Here is a 21060-nt window from a genome sequence, read left to right as displayed (position 1 = left end):
TCCGTTTAAGATCCAATGATACACAAAGCAAAATTTAGTTTATAATAAATTTATCAAAAAGGGGGTTCCTATTATGGACAAAGAACAAACACTTAATCACTTTCATACTCTCACAGACCAAGAACTTGAACAAATTGTTGGTAGTGGCTGGTTAGAGAAGCTACTTTCTCCTTACTTAAATAAATATAAATTAGGTCAATCCAGCCAAACTAATTTAGGATAATATACAAAATCATTACTGAATTTAATTACAGTAATGATTTCCTTTTATTTGAATCTCAATTGTCTGACGAAAACAATAATTTTGACTAGTTGTATTAAGCGAAACATTAGGATATCTATCCAAAATAGATATTACATTATGCAGTCCCACTCCTCTCGTAGCCCCTTTCGAACTAACTCCCAAGTCAAAGATTTGTGAATTATCCACACTTTCTTCTTTTACTGAATTTTCAACGGAAAATATCTGCTTTTGTCCTGATGAAACATAGGCAATCGTCATATTTGGAGCAGCAGCTTCAATAGCATTATCGCACAAAACGGAGACAATAGTGATAAAGTCAACTAATTCCATTCCCTGTGAATAAATATCTTCTGGAATCTCCAATGAAACTGCCACATTATGTTCTTGAGCTTGTGCACACTTAGCTGCTAACAGGCTCTTTAAAGCATCATTTTTGATATGGATTAATCGTCCAATATCATACTTTGGATTACGAAAGTGCTTATTGGAATCTTTTAACACTGAGTCATAAACATTTTTTACAATTTCTATATCATTTTGCTCAATTCCTAATTTCAAAGTCGTTAAAATATTTGCGTAATCATGCCGAAAACTCCGAACTTCTGTATATAATCCCTCAATATGATGACTGTAGTCTTTCAAATTTTTTAACTGCAAATCTTTTTGGAACATTAAATCACTTTGAATCCTTTCTCGTAAACGCTTATCCAAATAATTTGCAGCACTCATGAAAAGGATAAGATAAAAGACTACCAAACTTTCTCTAAAAACTAATGTTTGTGCACCACTCTCATTCTCTAAATAAGCCAAGATTTGAACAATTAAATGGTAAATTATCATACTCAAATTTACAAAGATTAAAACTTTTTTATCTTTTTGGTCAATCAATTGAAATGATAATGTCTTAAAATTATATTGAATCAATCGTAAAAAAGGCAATACCATTAAAGCAGCCATAATCGATGTCATAATCGGCCTCAACAAACTTTTATTAAGTCTTACCACACCAAATCCAAATAAGGGAAATATAAAAAAGATTATCAAACGTTGTATCAAATTCCATAACGTAATCGGAAAAAGCCCATAAAAAATCTTTAATGTTTTACTATAAGACTTTCCAATAATCCAAGCAAATATCAAGGAATAGGTCGGACCTATTAAGTACGAAAATAAACTATTTGGGATAGCAGAAAAACTTATACTATAAAGTAAATTTGTTAAAATTGCTACTAGATATATTTTACTTGTTAATTTTTGGCCACTAACATAAGAAAAAAGAAACAATAACAGAAACATATCTAAAACTACTAATAATAGTTGTATTATCTATCATCTCCTCCGATGTAGGGCTGCAACTACTTCTAACAACCCCTTTAATTTTGTTCTTGCAATAAGGCAAGTAGCACCGTTTGGGAAATAAAGGATACGTTCTTTTTTCTCTATTCGAGCAATGTTCGCAGGGTTAACAACAAAGGAACGGTGACATTTATATAGCCGTTTTTCTTGCTCTAAAATATCTGAAAGATTAGCAGTAAATTCTGTCCGTCCTCTATATGTGTAAAGGACTAAGCGATGAGGGCGAGACGAAGTTTCTATATAAAGGATGTCTTTAAATGGAACTTGAATCTGTGCATTAGGAGACTCAAAAATAAAGGAGTCATCCGCCAGTCCTTTTCCCGTCATACTATTAGCGTGAAACAACGCAGTTTCTATCCGTGCTTTAAAGGCTTTATTGGATAAAGATTTGTCGATATAATCAATAGCAGCAACCTGTAGTCGAAAAGCAGTGGGCATCAATTCAGAATGACTGGTTACAAACACGATGACTGCATAAGGAGCTATTTCGCGTATCTTTTTGGCAACATCTAAGCCCTTTTTTCTTCGGTTTTTATTTCAATATCTAAAAAGAAAACCTGATGGCTTCCCTTCTCAGATATGGCTTCTAGTAATTGTTTAGGTTTTCCAAAGACTTCAAAATTGTGATATTGTAGATGATGTTCTTCTAGAATCTCTTTAATAATCGTTTCAATGCGATATTGTTGCACAATGTTATCTTCTAATATAAAAATATTCATTTCATGATTCTCCCTATCATATAATTTATTATATAAAAAGAATAAGAAATTCACAAAAATAAAATGAAAGAATATTTTGTATATTCAAAATAATTAAACAAAAATAAACAAGCTAATACCTATCAACTTGTTTTCACCTATTAAAAAAAGAAATGAAAATAAATCCAATTATAAATGATATACCAAATAGAAGCTATAAAAGTATATACATTCCATGATATATGAAAGAAAATCTGGAGTCGTATATTTTTACAATAACGATAAAATAGAGACATTGCAAACCCACTTAAGAAATAAAAGCTGAGATTGACCCAATCTCTTTGAAGTAAGACCATATGCCCCAATGCAGACAGACTAGCTGAAAATAAGACATCTAAATAATATTTTGACTTAACAAAAATACGAGACATGACATAACCTCGGTAAAAGAGTTCCTCAATTATTGGAGAAATCAACATTGTTATCAAAACGCTACAAATCTCAAATAGTTTACTCCCAGTCCAAATACCAACCTTACTATAAAGTTTTGCATTCATGGTTGTCCGAGCCATATACTGCACCAGCTCTTGTCTAATATGCGTTAAGAAGTAAAATATAAAACACAAAGCAAGCAACCCTAGTATATCTCCTCTACGGATCTTTTTCTTTTTAAAAATAGAATATAAATTTGCTCGTTTCAAGAGATAAATGATGAAGAATAGCAACAAAATCTCTTGAACCAACACCATCACACCAACTGCATCTAAATTCCACTTAAACAAAATAGCAATATGAAGCGCTACTGTTTCCGGAAAGCCAGCTAGCAAAATAGTGAAAAATATTAGAAAAATAAATGAACATGCTAGTTTCTTCATCACGTCTCCTGATTTTAATTATGGACGAACTCCATATGCCCATGCAGTCATACGTGCGTGTAAAGCTTGTGGGCTTAATGCTTGGCTATAATATGGTGGTGGCGGAAACTCACCACGATATGCTTCAAAAGTGTATCCACCACCGTTATAGTTGGCTAAGTCTTGTTCCGACAATTCTCTAAATGTTAAATGATTCATAGATATTCCTCTTTTCTATAATTTATTTTTGTAACGTTACATTCTCATTTTATCAACTTTTTATAAAAAATTTCCGGAAAATCCTGAATGGTAATTCTGATGTCCTGAATGGTCAAAAATATCGTTCAGTACATATGACGACTATTTAAGATTTTGCTCATCCATACATCATATTATATGGTAAGATAATTCTACAGGAGGAAAAATTATTATTGTCGGAGAAAATATTGATTATGAGCTATTATTTAAAAATCACTATCTCGTTTTTGGTGTGATTGACAGAACAAACGATCATTCTCTGAAATTCTTCAAACAACAAATCTGGTTTTATTTGGAAGGAATTTATAGGTAATTTTACTATAACAGAAAAAAACGAACCTAATCAGATTCGTTTTTTCTATCTCATTGCACACCTTATTTTGCTGCTGCGTACAATTCATTAACCTTATTCCAGTTGATGACTGAGAAGAATGCTTTGATGTAATCTGGACGAACATTGCGGTACTTCACATAATAAGCATGTTCCCAAACATCAATTCCTAAAATTGGTGTTTTCCCTTCAGAGATTGGTGTGTCTTGATTAGCAGTTGAAGTCACTTCTAATTTACCATCATTATTGACCACCAGCCAAGCCCAACCTGAACCAAAGCGACTTGCCGCAGCTGTTGTAAATGCTGCTTTGAAGTCATCAAATGAACCAAATGTTGCTTCAAGGTCTGCTGCTAATGCTGCTGATGGCTCTGTCTTTTCTGGTGTCATCAATTCCCAGAAAAGAGCATGGTTGAGATGACCACCACCGTTATTGATAACAGCTTGACGAATATCCGCTGGAATAGTTGCCACATCTGACAAAAGTTGCTCCAAATCCTCACCGATTTCAGGGTGTTTTGCCAGAGCTGCATTTACATTATTGACATAAGTATTGTGGTGTTTGTCATGATGCAAGTGCATCGTTTCTTCGTCAATATATGGTTCCAAAGCGTCGTAAGCATAAGGTAGATCAGGTAAAATAATTGCCATTGGTTTGTTCCCCTTTTTCAGTTTATATGAAAATGATAACGTAGAGCTACAAAATTTTCAACTTATTTGCTTATAAGTTGTGGGTAGCAATCTTTAACAAAGCCAAGTCAAATAAGTAACTTTTCTCATAAACTCCAGACTTGATTTGGTAATCGGTTTCAATCAAGCAAGCAAGTACTTTTTTTAGAAAATCAAGCTGTAAAGATCGCACATCACGCAAAGCATATTTGATTTGAAAAGGATTCACCTTTCGTCCTAAATAACTGGACAAGTCTGCTACAATCTGACTTTCATTACGTCCATTTTCAAAGAGGATTTTCACTTGTGCAAATATACGAAACTGTCCCAACATAATCGCAATCAGCTTAATTTCATCTTCACCTTGCAATGTCAAGTCTCGCACCAGACTTCTTGCCGCATCTACCTTTTGATGCAAAATCATCTGGGTAAGATCAAAAATATTATCCTGTAAAGTTTTTGGAATTGCTTCAGCAATGTCATCGCTTGTAATGATGCCATCTTTTTTATAATCCTTTAAAAAAGCTAAGTTTTTACTAATTTCACTAAAATCAAAGCCGGATTTGACAAACAATTCCTCGAAAACTGGTGAACTAAATTCTAATCCTTGTTCCTGAGCCAACTTACTAAAGTATGCCCGCAGCTCCTGCTCTTTTGGCTCACTTGCTTCAAAAATTTTACCATCTCGCTTGAGCAATTTTACAATTCGCCGTTTACTGTCTAACTTCCCTTCTGCAAAAATGACTAATTTTGTCGTATCTGCAGGATTTTCCAAATATTGCTCAAAAGATTTTAGCTCATTATCCGTCAAATAGCATTTTTTAGCTGTTGTCACATCCAAAAAATGATCCAAAATGACGATCTTCTCTTCAGAAAAGAAGGGCAAACTCACTAGATCAATCTCCACATCTGGATAAACGGCTTCTTTCATATCAAAGTAAGTCATATTTAAATCTGCAGCATCGTATTGAATTTGACGTAAAAATTGTGATTTCATCAATTCAAATTGCCCTGTATCATCACCAGTCAAAATCGTCAAACTAGGTAGATTTGTCAGATTTACAGCTTTGCACTCTTCAATCGCTAACACCATGATCTCCTTTTATAAATTTACGTTTCTCTCTTCACGTGTTGTTTATTCTATTAAATTAAATACCTTTATAAATCTCAACTAAGTGCTGAACTTTAACAAGAATTTGCTGTTTTTTCAACTCTCGAGCTCCCTTACGACGAGAGGTTGGTGGAATGATTTCATCCAAATCTGTTCCACTATTTTCCGCATAGCCCCGTTGAATCGCCCGATCAATGAATAATTGATAGCCATCTACTAGCTTTTCAGACTCTGCCAATTCACGAATAGCGACTGCTTTACGTTCTTTACCATAAGCATAGAATGCATTGATAATCTCATCATGATCTTTCAGATTCGCTAAATCAGTATCATTGATAAATCCAATAACCAACTCTTCTTTGGCACGAATATCAATACTAGAACGAATCACACGACTAACTTCTGCTTTCATTGCCTCTTTGGACTCAGAATTCTTAGATTTTTCAACAATCAATGCCAGAATATAATCTAGATTAATCTCATCTGTTTTTAAGAGTTCAATTTCAAATTCAACATCTGAAAGGTCAACCTCTAAATCTTTGCTCTTTCCATAGTTTTTAAGGTTTAAGAATTCATCTCGAATTTCTACATAAGCACTCTTCAAATCTTGGAGATATCCTTCTGAGATTGGTTTGTCTAACTCTTGGAATTCATCGTAGTTTCTGAGAACATTGTCTAGTTTCAGCAATTCACCGAATAGCTTGACAAACTCTTTTTTATCATTTTCTGTTTTAATTTCTTGTGGATTTGGGAATCTCTCAAGAATTTCCCGACAGACTTCTGTATATCCTTTGACCTCGATACCCGTTACTTGATCCACGAAACCATCCATGTATTCACTAAAGCTTTTTTCTAAGATAATTTCAAGCTTATTTGTGTCTCCAAAAGTCTTAATAGCTTCTTGCGTAGCCTTTTCTAAATCACGGAAACAAACAATATTTCCAAAAGGTTTAACCTTATTAAAAATTCGATTGGTTCTCGAGAATGCCTGAATCAAACCATGATAACGTAGGTTTTTATCGACAAAGAGAGTATTCATAGTCGGAGCATCAAATCCCGTCAAGAACATTCCCACTACAATTAGAAGGTCCACTTCCTTGGACTTAACTCGTTTAGAAAGGTCACGATAGTAATTTTGAAACTCTTTACCATCGGTTGAGAAGTTGGTCTTGAACATGTGATTATAGTCATCAATCGCCCTAGAAAGAAACTCTTTAGAAGATAGAGGCATAGCTGTATCTTGAGGTTCTAGCTCTTCGTCTTGAATTTCTCCATAAGCAGACTGTTCTTCGTTAGGTGCAAAGCTAAAGATGGTAGCAACTTTCAAACGCTTAGCCTCTGGTAAAGCTGCTTGTTGTCGATGGAGTTCGTCATAGTATAACTTAGCAGCTTCAATACTTTGTACTGCTAACATGGCGTTAAATCCAGACATCTGTTTTTGTTTATGGGTATAGTGTTGATTTCGGTGCGTTTTGGTATTATAAACTCTCAACAGGTAGTCAGTGATTGTCGCTATCCGCTCTGGATGGAGAAGAAGTTCTTTCTCCATCTTTTTGAGTTTCTTCTCATCAAGCTCTTGACCGACTGCCTTTTCTGCGTCTCTATATTTATTGATTTCAGGCTTGATATAGTTATAGTCAACCTTGAACTTCAATACTTTTTTATCTCGAATAGCATCTGTGATAACGTAGTTATGAAGTTGTTCTCCAAAGACTTCTTGTGTCGTTTCACCCGTCAAGCTATTTTCTGGGAAAATCGGTGTTCCTGTAAAGCCAAATAGAGCATACTGTTTAAAAGCCTTCTTAATACGCTTTTGCGCCTTCCCAAACTGAGAGCGATGACATTCATCAAAGATTAGAACACATTTTTTACTATAGATTTCATGGTTTGGATTCGCAGTTATAAATTTATTTAACTTTTGAATGGTTGTGACAACGATTCGATCATCATTTTCTTCGATACTTCGTTGAAGCTCTTTGGTATTGTTGCTACCATTGACTGAATTTGGCTGGAATTTTTGATACTCCTTCATGGTCTGATAGTCAAGGTCTTTTCTATCGACCACAAAAATCACTTTGTCAATGTAGTCCAACTCTGTTGCCAAGCGCGCAGTCTTAAAGCTAGTCAAAGTTTTTCCTGACCCCGTTGTATGCCAGATATAGCCACAAGCATTGATAGTGCCAAAGTTCTTCATTTCATTGGAAGAATGAATCTTGCGCAAGATACTCTCAGTTGCTGCTATCTGATAAGGGCGCATGATGAGCAAGGTATTATCAGCATCAAAAACACAATACTTGGTCAAAACTTCCAAAAGGACTCGCTTACTTAAGAAAGTGACAGTAAAGTCTTCTAGGTCGTGGATTGTTTTATTCTTGCGGTCTGCCCACTCACAGGTGAACTCATAGTGATTTTTATTTTGAGCAGTCGTATTTGCAAAGTAGCGTGTATAAGTCCCATTCGAAATCACAAAAATCTGAATGTATTTGTATAAAGAATTTTCGCTATTGAAGCTTTCCTTGCTATAACGGTGAACCTGATTAAAGGCTTCTTGCAGACTAACTCCACGTCTCTTTAATTCAATCTGAACTAAAGGGAGGCCGTTTACTAGGATGGTCACATCATAACGGTTGGTATGACTCCCCACCTGGGTCACTTGATTGATGACCTGCATGCTGTTGTTGTGAATGTTTTTCTTATCAAGGATAAAAATATTTTTAATCCGTCCATCATCAAAGACAAAGTCGTAGATATGATTTTCTTGGATTTTTCGTGTTTTTTCAACTAGTCCTTCATTGGGACAGTCCAGATACTCCACTACAAAGCGATTCCACTCAGTCTCCGTAAAGGTTACCTTATTAAGTTTTTCAATTTGGAGCTTGGCATTTGCTAAAAGCTCTTCAGGTGTATGAATATTTAAGCGTTCGTAGTTGAGATGATTTACTAAATCAGAAATCAACCGATTTTCTAAATCTGCTTCTGACTGATACTCTCTATCCGTGCGATACTCTGGTTGATACTCAGCCAAGAGAATCCCTTCTTTTGTTTCCGCAATTACTTCATGCACTTTTGAATAATCAACCATAGTCTGCTTCCTTTTATTGTATTAATTGAGATTCTTTCTCAAGATGATTGAAGATATTTATCTAGTAAAGTTTAATAATTGTTCCCGCCAGTATTCATACTGCTTCTGTCTCTGTTCTATCTCTTTTGGAAGACCCTCAGAAAGAGAGTTGGTTAGGGTGTTAAAATTGTCAAGGATGGAGACAATCTCCCTTTGCCTCTTAATAGATGGAATAATGAACTTAAACTTTTTAAATTTAGTCATATCTACTGTAGCAAAGTTTCCTTGCAAAGTATTTTGACGACAGAATTCATCCAGTTTAAAACAGTAGTAGTATAAAAAATTGGGGATGAACAATCCAGAAATTCCTTCTTTTGCTAACAAACAAGTAAATCTTTGGTTTGCTAAAAATTTCCGTGTCACTAATGCATGATATCCTATTGTAGCTGAAGTAGCAATAATAATAGAATTTTCAGGGAAAAGTTCTCCCTTTACTGCACCTTCAGTAATATGTTGGATCGAATCTGATAATATCCCTCCATTTTCACGAATATCTTCCATTCTGAACCACGGTATGGTACCGTTTCTCCAGTTATCTAAATTTGTTTTAGTAGGGGTATAGCCATTCTTGGTATTGAAAATTTGCCCTAACTCCACTCGAATTGGTCCAAATACCCACTGTAAAAGCTTGATAATAGCGGAGTTGTCCCACTCCTCTACTCTACTCTCAGAGTACACGCCTTCGGCGGTGAATGTCAAGAGTTTATCTCGGAAATATTCGTACTGTTTTTGGCGTAGTTCAATCTCCTTGGGTAGTCCGATGTTGAAGTCATTACAAACCGTATCAAAGTTGTCTAAAACTTGAACAATACGAGATTGAATTTTAGGTTCCACATATGGTATTGGAAAATTTCTTAATTTCCCAAGTCCAAGAAACACTTGACTACCTTTACTACTATTACTTGAAATATAATCTTTGGCATATGTTGACTGTAAATAATGTAATAAATATCTTGCTAAAATCCTACTTTGTGTCTTAATCAATCCTACGTTTTTAATAGCAAAGTCTGGCTCCTCAGTAATATGAGCTATTTCTCCAACAGTTCCAATCATAGTAAATAACAAATCATCAATATCAACTTTACTTCTCTTGTTAATATTATCAAAGTCGGATTCACTTATAAAATAAGCACTATCAAAATTTATCGAACCATTTTTGACATTTTTGGAGGTTATTAAATATTTACCAAAAGCTTTTTTATTTGGCGAGTCATGTGTTCCATCACGCACATCACAAACTTCCCCCAGCGTCTTCCACTCCACCTGATATACTTTATTGTTCGCCCCCCCCCGAACCATCTTCATCAAAGTTCAAGAGATAATCTCTAAAATAAGAATATTGCTTTTGGCGTAAGGTCAATTCTGAGGTCAATTCTGTAACATACCCAGTCATTTTGTCAAGTATTTGCACGATTTTTTCTTGAATTTCTAGGGGAAGAATTGGAATGAGAAACTTTGAATAAGTTCCAATCCATTGTCTACCATGTTGATCTGGTTTATAAGTTATTGTACCCAAATAATGCCATACATAGCGTAATAAAACTTCGCTTTTAAATTCATCTTTTATCGTTAACATTTTCATTGCTGATGATTTTACTTTAAATTTAAAATCTACCCATTGTTTTGATGTAGTAAAATCATCAAAAATGATAACAGGATTGTTTTTGCTAGCTTGATAAATACCGCCTTTTTCATTTGTATAGCCTAAAATAAATGATTGTCCCGCAGTTAAAACAGGAATTTCATTACTTTCAATATAAGCTTTACTTGATACAATATATTTGGTTGGCTGCTCATAATCTACCACTTCCCCTAACTCTTTCCACTCAACGGGACAGTTCTGGATTTCTTCTAGGATGTTCATCAGTTACCTCCTTCCTTGGCTAGATTTTCAATGCTTTTAATTTCCTTGAGGTAATCTTTTTCAACTTGACTGAGGGTCTTGGCTTGGTATCTCTTATATTCCTTATCTACCTTCTGCTTCATCTGTTCACGAGAGATCGAACCACTGTTATCCAGCAAGTCTTCTCCAGTAGCCTGAAGGATACGATCTACATGTGTCACCCAGTCCGCCATGGTCATGACTTCCTCTCGCTCTGCCTGTCTTTCAGCAAAGTCTAGATATCCTGATACAAGCTGATTAAGTCCACGGAGTTCCTTTTCTGTCAGATAGTTCTTGGCAACTTTTGCTTCAGATAGAGTAGGGAGGTCTCCCTTAAAAGTGGTCAAGCCCATAAACTCCTTTTCGCTATCGACACGGTTATAGATGAGTTCGCTCGCAGTATTGTGGTGAATAGCGTAATGCATCTTGTTCTGCACCGTCGCAAAAAATTTCTTTGCCTCTGGTGCATTTGCATTGTAGTCACTTGATGTCGCAAAAAGATCCAAGACTTGACGGTAAAAGACTTTTTCACTCGAGCGAATGTCTCGGATTCTTTCCAGGAGTTCTTTAAAGTAAGAGCCTCCACCCAAGTTTTTCAAGCGCTCATCATCCATAGCAAAGCCCTTGATCAGATACTCTTTCAAAACTGTCGAAGCATAGTGTCTGAACTGGATTCCACGCGGAGATCGAACTCGATAACCAATCGCCAAAATCATATCGAGATTATAGTAGGCAACATTTCGCTGAACACTTCTATTCCCCTCATTTTGAACTGTCAACTTATAGTTGACAGTTGCCTCTTCCGATAATTCACCATCATCAAAGATAGCCTTGATATGTTTACTAATATTTTGCTTGGAAGTCTGAAAGAGTTCAGCTAGTTCTTGTTGGGTCAGCCAGACTGTTCCATTATCTAAGTGAAGCTCAATAGCGGACTCTCCGTCATCTGTTCTATAGAGAATCACATCATTTGCCATGGCTCAATTCCTCTACAATCTTATCTATCTCTGCACGCAAGTGGTCAATCTTGGCAACAGTCTCAGCGATTTCTTTATTGAGCACATCAATATCAATCTTCTCACGTGTGTCTTCTTGTTCGACATAGGTTGAGACAGACAGGTTGTAATCCTGCTCTGAGCCAATCACATCATTATCAACAAGAGCTGCCTTATAATCCACACTTTGATAATTAGAGAATAATTCGACAATATGTTCGATATTGCTATCGGTCAAGATATTGTTGTTGGTCTCTTTTTTGAATTCCTTACTTGCATCAATAAAGAGTGTCTTGTTTTCCAGTTTATTCTTCGCCAGAACTAAAATCGTAGTTGCGATAGAAGTTCCAAAGAAGAGATTATCTGGAAGAGCAATGACTGCTTCAACAAAATTGTTATCTACTAGATACTGACGAATGGTCTTTTCAGCACCCCCACGATAGAAAATACCTGGGAAACAAACAATAGCTGCCCGACCTTTATTGGACAAATGATTGAGACTATGCATGATAAAGGCAAAGTCAGCTTTTGACTTGGGTGCTAACTTGCCAGCTGGTGCAAAGCGGTCATCATTTATTAGAGTTGGATCTCCATCTCCCACCCATTTGACAGAATAGGGTGGGTTCGACACGATAGCATCAAACGGCTTTTCTTCTAGATGTTGAGGGTTTAAAAGTGTGTCCCCTCTCTTTATATTGAAACTATTATAGTTAATATTATGCAAGAACATATTCATGCGAGCTAAGTTATAGTTGGTCATATTGATTTCTTGACCAAAGAAACCGTCCTCCAAGATATGTTCTTCATATTGTTTTTTCATCTGAAGCAAGAGTGAACCCGAACCACAGGTCGGGTCATAGACCTTATTAATCTTGTCCTTGCCGACCATGACTAGTCGAGCTAACAGTTTAGATACTGTCTGTGGTGTAAAAAATTCACCCCCGCTTTTCCCTGCGTTACTGGCATAGTTGGAAATCAAGAACTCATAAGCATCCCCAAAGGCATCAATATCATTTTCTTCAAAATTTCCAAAATTAATACTATTAATACCATTTAAAATATCCGAAAGACGTTTATTTTTTTCTTTTACTGTTCCTCCCAGGATATTACTGCGGGTATCCAAATTATCAAATAAGCCCTTAATATCTTCTTCTGACTTAAAACCTATCGCAGATGCTTCAATGTCTTTGAAAATTTGAGCCAACTCTATATTCAGATCATCATTTTCAGCAGCATGCCTCACAACATTTTCAAATAATTGACTGGGAAGGATGAAAAAACCTTTGTCCTCAACTGTATCTGGACGAAAATCTTCTTCTGCTTCCTCATCACTCAAGTCTGCATAACGAAAGTCCAAATCACCCGCTTCATGCTCCGCTTTATCAAAATAAGCAGACATGTTTTCTGAGATAAAACGATAGAAAAGAATTCCGAGTACATACTGCTTGAAATCCCATCCATCGACTGCCCCCCTTACATCATCAGCAATTGCCCATATTTTTCGGTGCAACTCTGCTCTCTGACTCGCTTCATTATTATGTTTCGCCATATTCATTCCTTCATTTTCTTACTACTCTCTATTGTACAAAAAACAAATGCTTGTTTCAATTGACAACAAGCATTTTCTTTTTAAATCAACTCCGTCCCAGTCGCGTTCTGTTTAATCTTACCAGCTTTCATGAGGCCACCCAGGGCTTTTTTAAACTGTCCCTTGGAAATGCCGAAAGTCGCCTTAATATCCTCTGGAGCTGACTTATCATTCAAGGTCATGAAGCCACCGTTAGTCTCCAGATAAGTCAGGATCATCTGAGCATCATTTTCCAGCATTTCAAAAGAGCGTGGTTTGAGCGAAAGGTTCAAAGTCCTATCCACCTCACGAAAACCAATGACACGCACATCCAATACCTGGCCCAGACGCGGCTCAGCATAGCGCTCGCTGGGATGGATAAAGCCCAGCATGTTATTTTCAGGCAGATAGACAAAGGTTCCAGATAACTTCAAACGATAAACAATAGCCGGCCAATTTTGATTTTGCATATTATTATAAGCTGGACGAGCTAATTTCTGGAAATCTTCTTGGTAGGCCAAAAGCCCCCAAATGCGGTCTTTTTTATCCACATCCAGACGGATATAGAGGCAATCGCCTTTTTTAGGCCAAAGTTCTTTTATTTCTGGCAAAATGTCAAGGGACACTACAATTTGCTTATCTGGAAGTCCTGTGTCAACAAAAACACCTAAGTCCTTACGAACATCCGTCACTGTTCCCCAGCCAAAAGTCGTCTGGGTCGCTGTTACATCAAGAGTCGTCAAGCGAAGTTTCTGCTTCATGTCGCTGTAGGCAAAGCCCTTGACCGATTCGCCCAGTTGATGCTCCCCCTCTTCTTTAGCTAAAGCATATGTCTGCCCATCTTTTTGAACAAAGTAAAAACGATTATTTTCATCGGTTACAAGACCTGTTATAAATGTTGCAAGATTTGTATTCATTTTTCATCTTTCTATCGTTCGAAGCGGATATGAAACTTTCTTCCTACTTCAAAAGAAGAAGCTGGAACAAAAGTGTTCAGCTTCCTTTGTTTATATAGTTATCATTCTAAGACGTAGTGATTTGGAGAAACTACGTTGACTTTAGTCAATTAGAGTTTCTCATACACAATTATTTGGCACTTTAGTGCCTAATCAATCACTGCTGAGTGGGCTCTAACTCGTTGATAAATCAACTTTTACAGCCCTACTCAACTTTGCGAAGAGTCAAGTTTCTAGGAAACGACTGATTTCGTCCCACCCTCCTTGCTTTCTATTTTTTACTACATACAGAGAAAAGCTTACACTTCAATCAATTCTTTTTCCTTGCTGGCAGTCATATCATCAATATGCTTAACAGCCTCATCTGTCACTTTTTGAATATCTTTTTCAAGTGTTTTCAATTCATCTTCAGTAATTTCTTTTGCTTTTTCTTGCTTTTTTGCTTCATCCATGGCGTCACGGCGGATATTACGAATAGCAATTTTAGCATTTTCACCGACTTTCTTCACTTCCTTAGCAAGATCACGGCGAGTTTCTTCTGTCAAAGCGGGAATGACCAAACGAATAACCGTACCGTCACTCGCAGGGGTAATACCAAGATCAGAAGCGTTGAGTGCGCGCTCAATATCTTTGATAGAAGATTTGTCAAACGGCGTCACCAAAAGGACACGCGCTTCAGGAATCGTGATAGACGCGATTTGATTAAGTGGAGTTTCCACTCCATAATACTCAACTGAAATCCGATCCAAAAGGCTGGCATTCGCACGACCAGCACGAATGCTACCAAATTCACGCGCTAAACTTTGGTGTGATTGTGTCATTCTTTCTTTCGCTTTTTCTACAATTGCATTTGCCATAACTTATTCCTCTTCTTTTTCTACATTATTTGAAACGGTTGTTCCGATTTGCTCACCAAAGACAACGCGTTTGATATTACCAGGTTCGTTCATATTAAAGACAACAAGGTCAATGTCATTATCCATTGAAAGAGTAGAAGCCGTTGAATCCATGATACGAAGACCTTTGTTAATCACGTCACGGTGGGTTAATTCATCAAATTTCACCGCAGTCTTATCTTTCTTCGGATCAGCGTTATAAACACCATCTACACCATTTTTTGCCATCAGAATCGCATCAGCTTCAATCTCAGCCGCGCGAAGGGCAGCTGTTGTATCTGTTGAGAAGTAGGGAGAACCAACTCCAGCACCGAAGATAACGATACGTCCTTTTTCCAAGTGTCGCAGAGCGCGTCCACGAATATAAGGTTCTGCTACTTGCTGCATCGCAATCGCTGTTTGTACGCGCGTATCCACCCCCACTTGTTGAAGGGAATCAGCCATAACCAGAGCGTTCATGACTGTTCCTAACATTCCTGTGTAATCAGCCTGCACACGATCCATTCCTGCTTCTGCCGCAGGCTCTCCACGCCAGAGATTCCCACCGCCGATAACAAGGGCAATTTCAATACCCAAATCATGTACTTCCTTGATTTCCTCTGCCATTTTTTGAACGGTTGAAATGTTAATTCCAATACCTTTCTCACCAGCAAGAGCTTCACCTGATAATTTGATTAAAATACGTTTATATTTCGGGGCTACCATTTTTATTCTCCTTATTTTATCTGTACTATTTTACCATATTTTGAGATTTTTATATAGTCAAATTCTTTAAAAAATAAAAATTTCGATAAAAGGGAGAAGATAGTTTGCTATGCTATTTGAGCAACCAGCTATGGTGTCGTTCATTCATTATGCAACGAATATTGAAATCAGAAACTTTTGTCTCAGCTTCTTTGCCGTTTGTTTCATGTGTAAAAATCAGAACCTAAGCTAAAAAATCTAATAAAACCTGAGTGAAATCACTCGTTGAAAGCGCAGGGACACCTTCTATCTGACTAGCAAAATCATCTGTCATCTTTTGAAGTGCTAACGCTTTTTCAATTGCTTTTATAATAACTTGCGCAGCTTCGGACCATCCAATGTAATCAAACATCATGCAGGCAGACAATAAAAGTGAACAAGGATTTGCTTTATTTTGATCTGCGATATCAGGAGCCGTTCCATGCGTTGCTTCAAAAATAGCATGACCTGTTTCATAATTGATATTAGCTCCAGGAGCAATACCAATGCCGCCGACTTGAGCAGCCAGAGCATCACTAACATAATCCCCATTCAAATTTGTCAAAGCTACTACTTGAAATTTTTCAGGATTTAATAGAATTTGTTGTAAAAAATTATCTGCAATCACATCTGTCACAATCAATTTTCCAGCTACTAATTCCTTTGCAAACTCCTTCTCTGCAAGCTCATAGCCCCATTTTCTGAAACCACCTTCTGTAAATTTTTGGATATTCCCTATATGAACCAGAGTTACGTTTTTTACATTGGCAGATAGAGCATAATGAATCGCTGCACGAATCAACCGTTCACTTCCTTGGCGTGAAATTGGTTTAATGCCAATAGCACTCGTCTTCGGAAAACGAATTTTATCAATTCCCATTTCCTTTTGTAAAAATTGTATCACTTGTTGAGCCTCATCAGACTCACCTTCCCATTCAATTCCTGCATAAATATCTTCGGTATTTTCACGAAAAATTGTCATATTCGTCTTTTCAGGATGTCGTAGTGGGCTAGGAACGCCCGCAAAATACCGTACGGGACGTACACAAGCGTAGAGATCTAGTTCTTGACGCAAGGCAACATTTAAAGAACGAATGCCACCACCAACAGGAGTTGTAATAGGACCTTTAATCGCAACCAAATGATGCTGAATTGTCGTTAAAGTCTCTTCTGGCAACCATTCTCCTGTCAAACGAAAGGCTTTTTCTCCCGCCAATATCTCTTTCCAAAAAATCTTTCTACTGCTTCCATAAACTATCTCCACCGCTTTATCCAAGACAAGCTGTGCATCTTTCCAAATGTCGTGCCCAATTCCATCACCTTCGATATAAGGGATAATGGGATTATCTGGAACTAGCAACTGCTTATTCACAAGACGAATTCTTTCTGCCATTTTATCTCCTCCCAATAGGAATATAATGTAAATTTTGAGCGCCAACATAATGAGAGCGAGGTCTAATCAACTTATTATTTTTGCGCTGTTCTTGAATGTGGGCAATCCAGCCAGACACCCGACTCATTGCAAAAATCAATGTATAGATACTACTGTCAATACCTAAAACATGATAAACCGTTGCTGAGTAAAAATCTACATTCGGTATTAAATGCTTGGTGTGCTTCATATAACGTTCGATTTCTTCTGAAATCTGGTACCAAATTTCTTTTTCTGTTCCCTTTGTCAATTCCTCTGCCATTTCTCGCAAATATTTTTCACGAGGATCCTGTGTTTTATAAACACGATGACCAAAGCCCATGATTTTTTCATGTGAGGCTAATTTTCGATCCAAATATTCATTCGTATCTCCCTCTGCTTTAATTTCCTTTAACATGTCAAAGACGCATTCGTTGGCACCTCCATGAAGTGACCCTTTTAAAGCGCCGATTGCCGCCGTCACACAAGAATAAATATCGGTTAAAGTGGAAGCACAGACCCGCGCTGCAAAAGTTGAAGCATTTAACTCGTGATCTGCATGAAGAACCAAAGCACGATTGAAAGCTTGAATTTCTAATTCTGTTGGTTCCTGCCCATTTAACATATATAAAAAGTTCGCCGCAAATCCTAAATCTTTTCTCGGTTCAATCGGAGTTTGTCCCAATCTCAACCTTGTAAATGTTGCAATAATCGTTGGAATCTTAGCCATCAATTGAATACTTTGTTCATAAGTTGCTTCTAGAGACGTCTCTTCGGCATGGATATTATAGACTCCTAAAAGACTAACTGTAGAACGCAATACACTCATTGGATGCAGATGCTTGCGCGACTGGATGAGAATACATTGTTCCACCGCATCACTAATGGCATAGTTGGCACGTAAATCGTTCACAAAATGTTTCAATTCAATCTGAGTTGGCAAATGTAAATTCCAAAGTAGGTAAATGACTTCTTCAAAACTTGCATTATTCTCCATCAATTCTGAAATATTATAGACTGCATAAGAAAGAGTATCATCTATAATCTGACTGATACGAGTCTCACAGGCAATCGTATCTTTTAAACCATTGCTTTGTGTCATTGTTTTACCTCTTGCAATTTCTTTCTAACCACCATTGGTAAAATTCCCCCATTTTCATAATAACGAATATCCGCGTCTGCATCAAAACGAAGACGTGCTTTAAATCGTGTGATTCGATCGCCTTCTTTTGCAATAACCGTTATGACTTGCCCTACCTGTGGCTCTTTCGGCAATTGAATATCAAATATTTCTTTTCCAGTTAATCCAATATTTTGAGCATTTTCGCCGTCCAAATATTGAAGAGGAAGAATGCCCATCATGACTAAATTGGAACGATGAATTCTTTCAAAACTTTCAGCTAAAACCACTTTAACACCTAAAAGATTTGCTCCTTTAGCTGCCCAATCACGACTAGAACCCATACCATAATCTCGACCTGCCAAAATAATCGTATCCACTTTTTCTTTCTTATAACACATAGCAGCTTCATAAATCGGCATCAGTTCACCCTTATACTTTGTATAACCACCAAGTTTTCCAGCTGCTAGTTCATTTTTTATCCGAATATTGGCAAAGGTGCCTCTCATCATCACTTCATGATTCCCGCGACGACTACCATAAGAATTAAAGTCTTGATAGCTTACACCATGTTCCTCTAGATATGATGCTGCTGGACTATTTCTAGCAATATTTCCTGCTGGAGAAATATGATCTGTCGTAATCGTATCTCCAAATTTTGCTAAAACAGCTAGATTTTTCAACGTTTGAATGTTTGTATCATCTTCCAAGCCATCAAAGTAAGGAGGATTTTGTATATAAGTAGAGGCTTGATTCCAATGATAGATTTTCGATTTTGTTGTTGAAATTTGATTCCATTTTTCACTATCAGTAAAAACATGCTCATACTCTTTTTTAAACAAACTACTGGTAACGTATTTTTGTACATAGTCTGCTACCAAATCATGATTTGGCATAAGATCCATGAAGTAAACAGGTAGTCCATTCCTATCATATCCAAGCGGTGCACTTGTTAAATCAATATTTGTATTCCCAGCTAAAGCATAAGCGACCACCAGTGGCGGACTAGCTAAAAAATTTGCTTTAACCAAAGGATTGATTCGTCCTTCAAAATTCCGATTACCTGATAGGACAGCGCTAGCAAGTAAATCCGTATCCGTAATTGCTTTTGCCACTTCTGGTAACAAATTTCCAGAATTGCCAATGCAAGTGGTGCAGCCATATCCAACAACATTAAAACCTAATTTGTCCAGATAGACTTGGAGACCACTCTCCTTCAAATAGGCCGTAACAACCTTACTGCCTGGTGCAAGTGACGTTTTGACTGTTTTTGAAACACGCAATCCTTTTTCCACAGCACGTTTAGCTACTAAGCCTGCCGCCATTAAGACATATGGGTTGGAGGTATTAGTACAACTAGTAATTGCTGCAATAGCGACATGACCCGTTTTAATCTCTTCTTCATAATCATCAAACAATACCGTCGCTGTTTTCCTCAATTCCTCTCTTGGCAAACCAAAACCTCGAACACCCACTTCTCGGATAAGACTCGCTTGAAATTCTTGCTTATCATTTGTCAATTCAATTAAATCCTGTGGCCGTTTGGGACCAGAAATACTCGGAACAATGGTGGACAAATCAATCTCAACAATTTTTGAATAAATTGGCTCCACTTTTTCATCATAAAATAAATGATTCTTTTGGACATAGAGCCTCGTTAACGCAATATGTTATTCTTTCCGATTTGTTAGTCGCATATAATGAAGGGTCTCTTCATCAATAGGAAAGTAACCGCAGGTTGCTCCATATTCTGGCGCCATATTTGCAACTGTTGCGCGGTCTGCCAAACCAAGTGTTGCTAGTCCTTCCCCAAAGTATTCTACAAATTTTCCAACTACATTTTCTTGTCGTAATCGTTGTGTTACTTTTAAAGCTAAGTCAGTTGCCGTTGTAATCTTAGGCAATTCCCCAACTAAGCGTACACCAATCACTTCTGGAACTGGAAAATAAGAAGCTTCTCCCAACATAGCAGCCTCTGCTTCAATTCCTCCAACTCCCCAGCCAAGAACCCCTATTCCATTGATCATTGTTGTATGACTGTCTGTTCCAAACATTGAATCTGGATAAAGCATGCCGTCTTTTTCAATAACAACATCACTAAGGAATTCAATATTAACTTGGTGAATAATCCCAGTTGCAGGTGGAACTGCACGATAATTATCAAAAGATTGCTCAGCCCATTTCAAAAATTCATACCGCTCATTATTACGTGAAAATTATTTTGTTATATTTTCTTCCAAAGCAGTCTCACAGCCATAACAATCAACTTGCACACTATGGTCAATGACTAAATCCACAGGAATTTCAGGATTGATAAGTTCTGGATCTCCCCCATTTGTTACAACTGCATCGCGCATACTTGCCAAGTCAACAACAACTGGTACTCCCGTAAAATCCTGTAAAATAACACGACTTGGTTTAAAGGGCACTTCACCTCTCGGTTTAACAGCTTGATAGTGCATTAGATTCTCTATGTGATGTTTTCTCACAACATCGCCATCTTCTTTTCGCAAAAGACTTTCTAATAATATGCGAATAGAATAAGGAAGATTGTCTAAGTCTCCACCCATATCTAATGCAACTTTTTCGAGATCAATATAGCTATATTCTCGCTTATCTTGATATAATATAGATTTATATGTTAGCATGAGAAACCTCCCACTAGGAATAATTATTTTATATTTTACAAAAATTCATGCAATAGTTTTTATAAAAATATGTAAGAAAATATAACATTACCGGTTTTCGTTTACTATTTCAAATATGTATTCGCCAAAAAATCCAAAGCATAAAAAAGCGATGAATTTCATCAATCCAATGCTTTTGATTTTGCAAAAGAAAAACTCCATCCGAAGATAGAGTTTTAGAT

At 36.9% G+C, this 21060-nt stretch carries 15 protein-coding genes and 4 pseudogenes; 1 reads left to right on the top strand and 18 read right to left on the bottom strand.

The window, feature by feature from the left end; translation table 11 throughout:
- Positions 1–73: 73 nt before the first annotated feature.
- Entirely contained in the window at positions 74–223 is a 150-nt protein-coding gene (locus HMPREF2574_RS09785; RefSeq protein ID WP_022526763.1) for a ComC/BlpC family leader-containing pheromone/bacteriocin, read from the top strand.
- A 21-nt stretch (positions 224–244) separates the two neighbouring features.
- Here HMPREF2574_RS09785 and HMPREF2574_RS09780 read toward each other — a convergent pair whose 3' ends face one another.
- The 18 genes and pseudogenes from HMPREF2574_RS09780 to acnA all read right to left on the bottom strand — a co-directional run bounded on the left by HMPREF2574_RS09780 (position 245) and on the right by acnA (position 20839).
- Complete coding sequence (locus tag HMPREF2574_RS09780; RefSeq protein WP_070812527.1) at positions 245–1540, bottom strand: sensor histidine kinase; 1296 nt, start codon at positions 1538–1540, stop codon at positions 245–247.
- 33 nt (positions 1541–1573) lie between these two features.
- Positions 1574–2319: pseudogene (locus HMPREF2574_RS09775) on the bottom strand (response regulator transcription factor).
- A 140-nt stretch (positions 2320–2459) separates the two neighbouring features.
- Complete coding sequence (locus HMPREF2574_RS09770; protein WP_070812526.1) at positions 2460–3173, bottom strand: CPBP family intramembrane glutamic endopeptidase; 714 nt, start codon at positions 3171–3173, stop codon at positions 2460–2462.
- Between the two features lie 18 nt (positions 3174–3191).
- On the bottom strand, positions 3192–3371 hold the full coding sequence (locus tag HMPREF2574_RS10620) for a hypothetical protein (RefSeq protein WP_022526759.1): 180 nt from the start codon (positions 3369–3371) through the stop codon (positions 3192–3194).
- Between the two features lie 414 nt (positions 3372–3785).
- Complete coding sequence (locus HMPREF2574_RS09760; protein ID WP_003040044.1) at positions 3786–4391, bottom strand: superoxide dismutase; 606 nt, start codon at positions 4389–4391, stop codon at positions 3786–3788.
- Positions 4392–4461: 70 nt separating this feature from the next.
- Positions 4462–5499, bottom strand: a complete 1038-nt coding sequence (gene holA, locus HMPREF2574_RS09755; RefSeq protein WP_070812533.1) for a DNA polymerase III subunit delta — start codon at positions 5497–5499, stop codon at positions 4462–4464.
- A gap of 58 nt (positions 5500–5557) precedes the next feature.
- Positions 5558–8602, bottom strand: coding sequence for a type I restriction endonuclease subunit R (locus tag HMPREF2574_RS09750; protein WP_070812525.1), 3045 nt, complete (start codon positions 8600–8602; stop codon positions 5558–5560).
- Positions 8603–8659: 57 nt separating this feature from the next.
- Positions 8660–9178, bottom strand: a pseudogene (locus HMPREF2574_RS11160) (restriction endonuclease subunit S); the annotation flags it as partial.
- Between the two features lie 41 nt (positions 9179–9219).
- Positions 9220–9940 (bottom strand): annotated as a pseudogene (locus tag HMPREF2574_RS11155) (restriction endonuclease subunit S); the annotation flags it as partial.
- Positions 9915–10505, bottom strand: a complete 591-nt coding sequence (locus tag HMPREF2574_RS09740) for a restriction endonuclease subunit S (RefSeq protein WP_070812523.1) — start codon at positions 10503–10505, stop codon at positions 9915–9917. The pseudogene HMPREF2574_RS11155 and the gene HMPREF2574_RS09740, both read right to left, overlap by 26 nt.
- Positions 10505–11500, bottom strand: a complete 996-nt coding sequence (locus tag HMPREF2574_RS09735) for a virulence RhuM family protein (protein ID WP_070812522.1) — start codon at positions 11498–11500, stop codon at positions 10505–10507. Before HMPREF2574_RS09735 ends, HMPREF2574_RS09740 begins: the two co-directional genes overlap by 1 nt.
- Positions 11490–13067, bottom strand: a complete 1578-nt coding sequence (locus HMPREF2574_RS09730; RefSeq protein ID WP_070812521.1) for a type I restriction-modification system subunit M — start codon at positions 13065–13067, stop codon at positions 11490–11492. Before HMPREF2574_RS09730 ends, HMPREF2574_RS09735 begins: the two co-directional genes overlap by 11 nt.
- Before the next feature lie 80 nt (positions 13068–13147).
- Positions 13148–14002 carry an RNA-binding virulence regulatory protein CvfB gene (gene cvfB, locus HMPREF2574_RS09725; protein ID WP_024051982.1) on the bottom strand — a complete coding sequence of 285 codons (855 nt, stop codon included), beginning with the start codon at positions 14000–14002 and terminating at the stop codon, positions 13148–13150.
- 338 nt (positions 14003–14340) lie between these two features.
- A complete protein-coding gene (frr, locus tag HMPREF2574_RS09720) occupies positions 14341–14898 on the bottom strand; it encodes a ribosome recycling factor (protein ID WP_003034284.1) in 558 nt (185 codons plus the stop codon).
- Between the two features lie 3 nt (positions 14899–14901).
- The gene (gene pyrH, locus HMPREF2574_RS09715) at positions 14902–15642 is read right to left on the bottom strand and encodes a UMP kinase (protein ID WP_003025453.1); all 741 of its coding nucleotides are present in this window, start codon (positions 15640–15642) and stop codon (positions 14902–14904) included.
- A gap of 223 nt (positions 15643–15865) precedes the next feature.
- Positions 15866–17068: an NADP-dependent isocitrate dehydrogenase gene (gene icd / locus HMPREF2574_RS09710; protein WP_180364000.1), complete on the bottom strand. Its 1203-nt coding sequence runs from the start codon at positions 17066–17068 to the stop codon at positions 15866–15868.
- Entirely contained in the window at positions 17055–18173 is a 1119-nt protein-coding gene (locus HMPREF2574_RS09705) for a citrate synthase (RefSeq protein ID WP_070812519.1), read from the bottom strand. Before HMPREF2574_RS09705 ends, icd begins: the two co-directional genes overlap by 14 nt.
- Positions 18170–20839: pseudogene (gene acnA / locus HMPREF2574_RS09700) on the bottom strand (aconitate hydratase AcnA). Before acnA ends, HMPREF2574_RS09705 begins: the two are co-directional and overlap by 4 nt.
- Positions 20840–21060 lie beyond the last annotated feature (221 nt).

The sequence above is a fragment of the Streptococcus sp. HMSC034E12 genome (assembly GCF_001835915.1).
GTDB classification, from domain to species: domain Bacteria; phylum Bacillota; class Bacilli; order Lactobacillales; family Streptococcaceae; genus Streptococcus; species Streptococcus vaginalis.
Note: the sequence above shows the minus strand (reverse complement) of the source record. Positions and strands in the feature narration are given on the sequence as shown.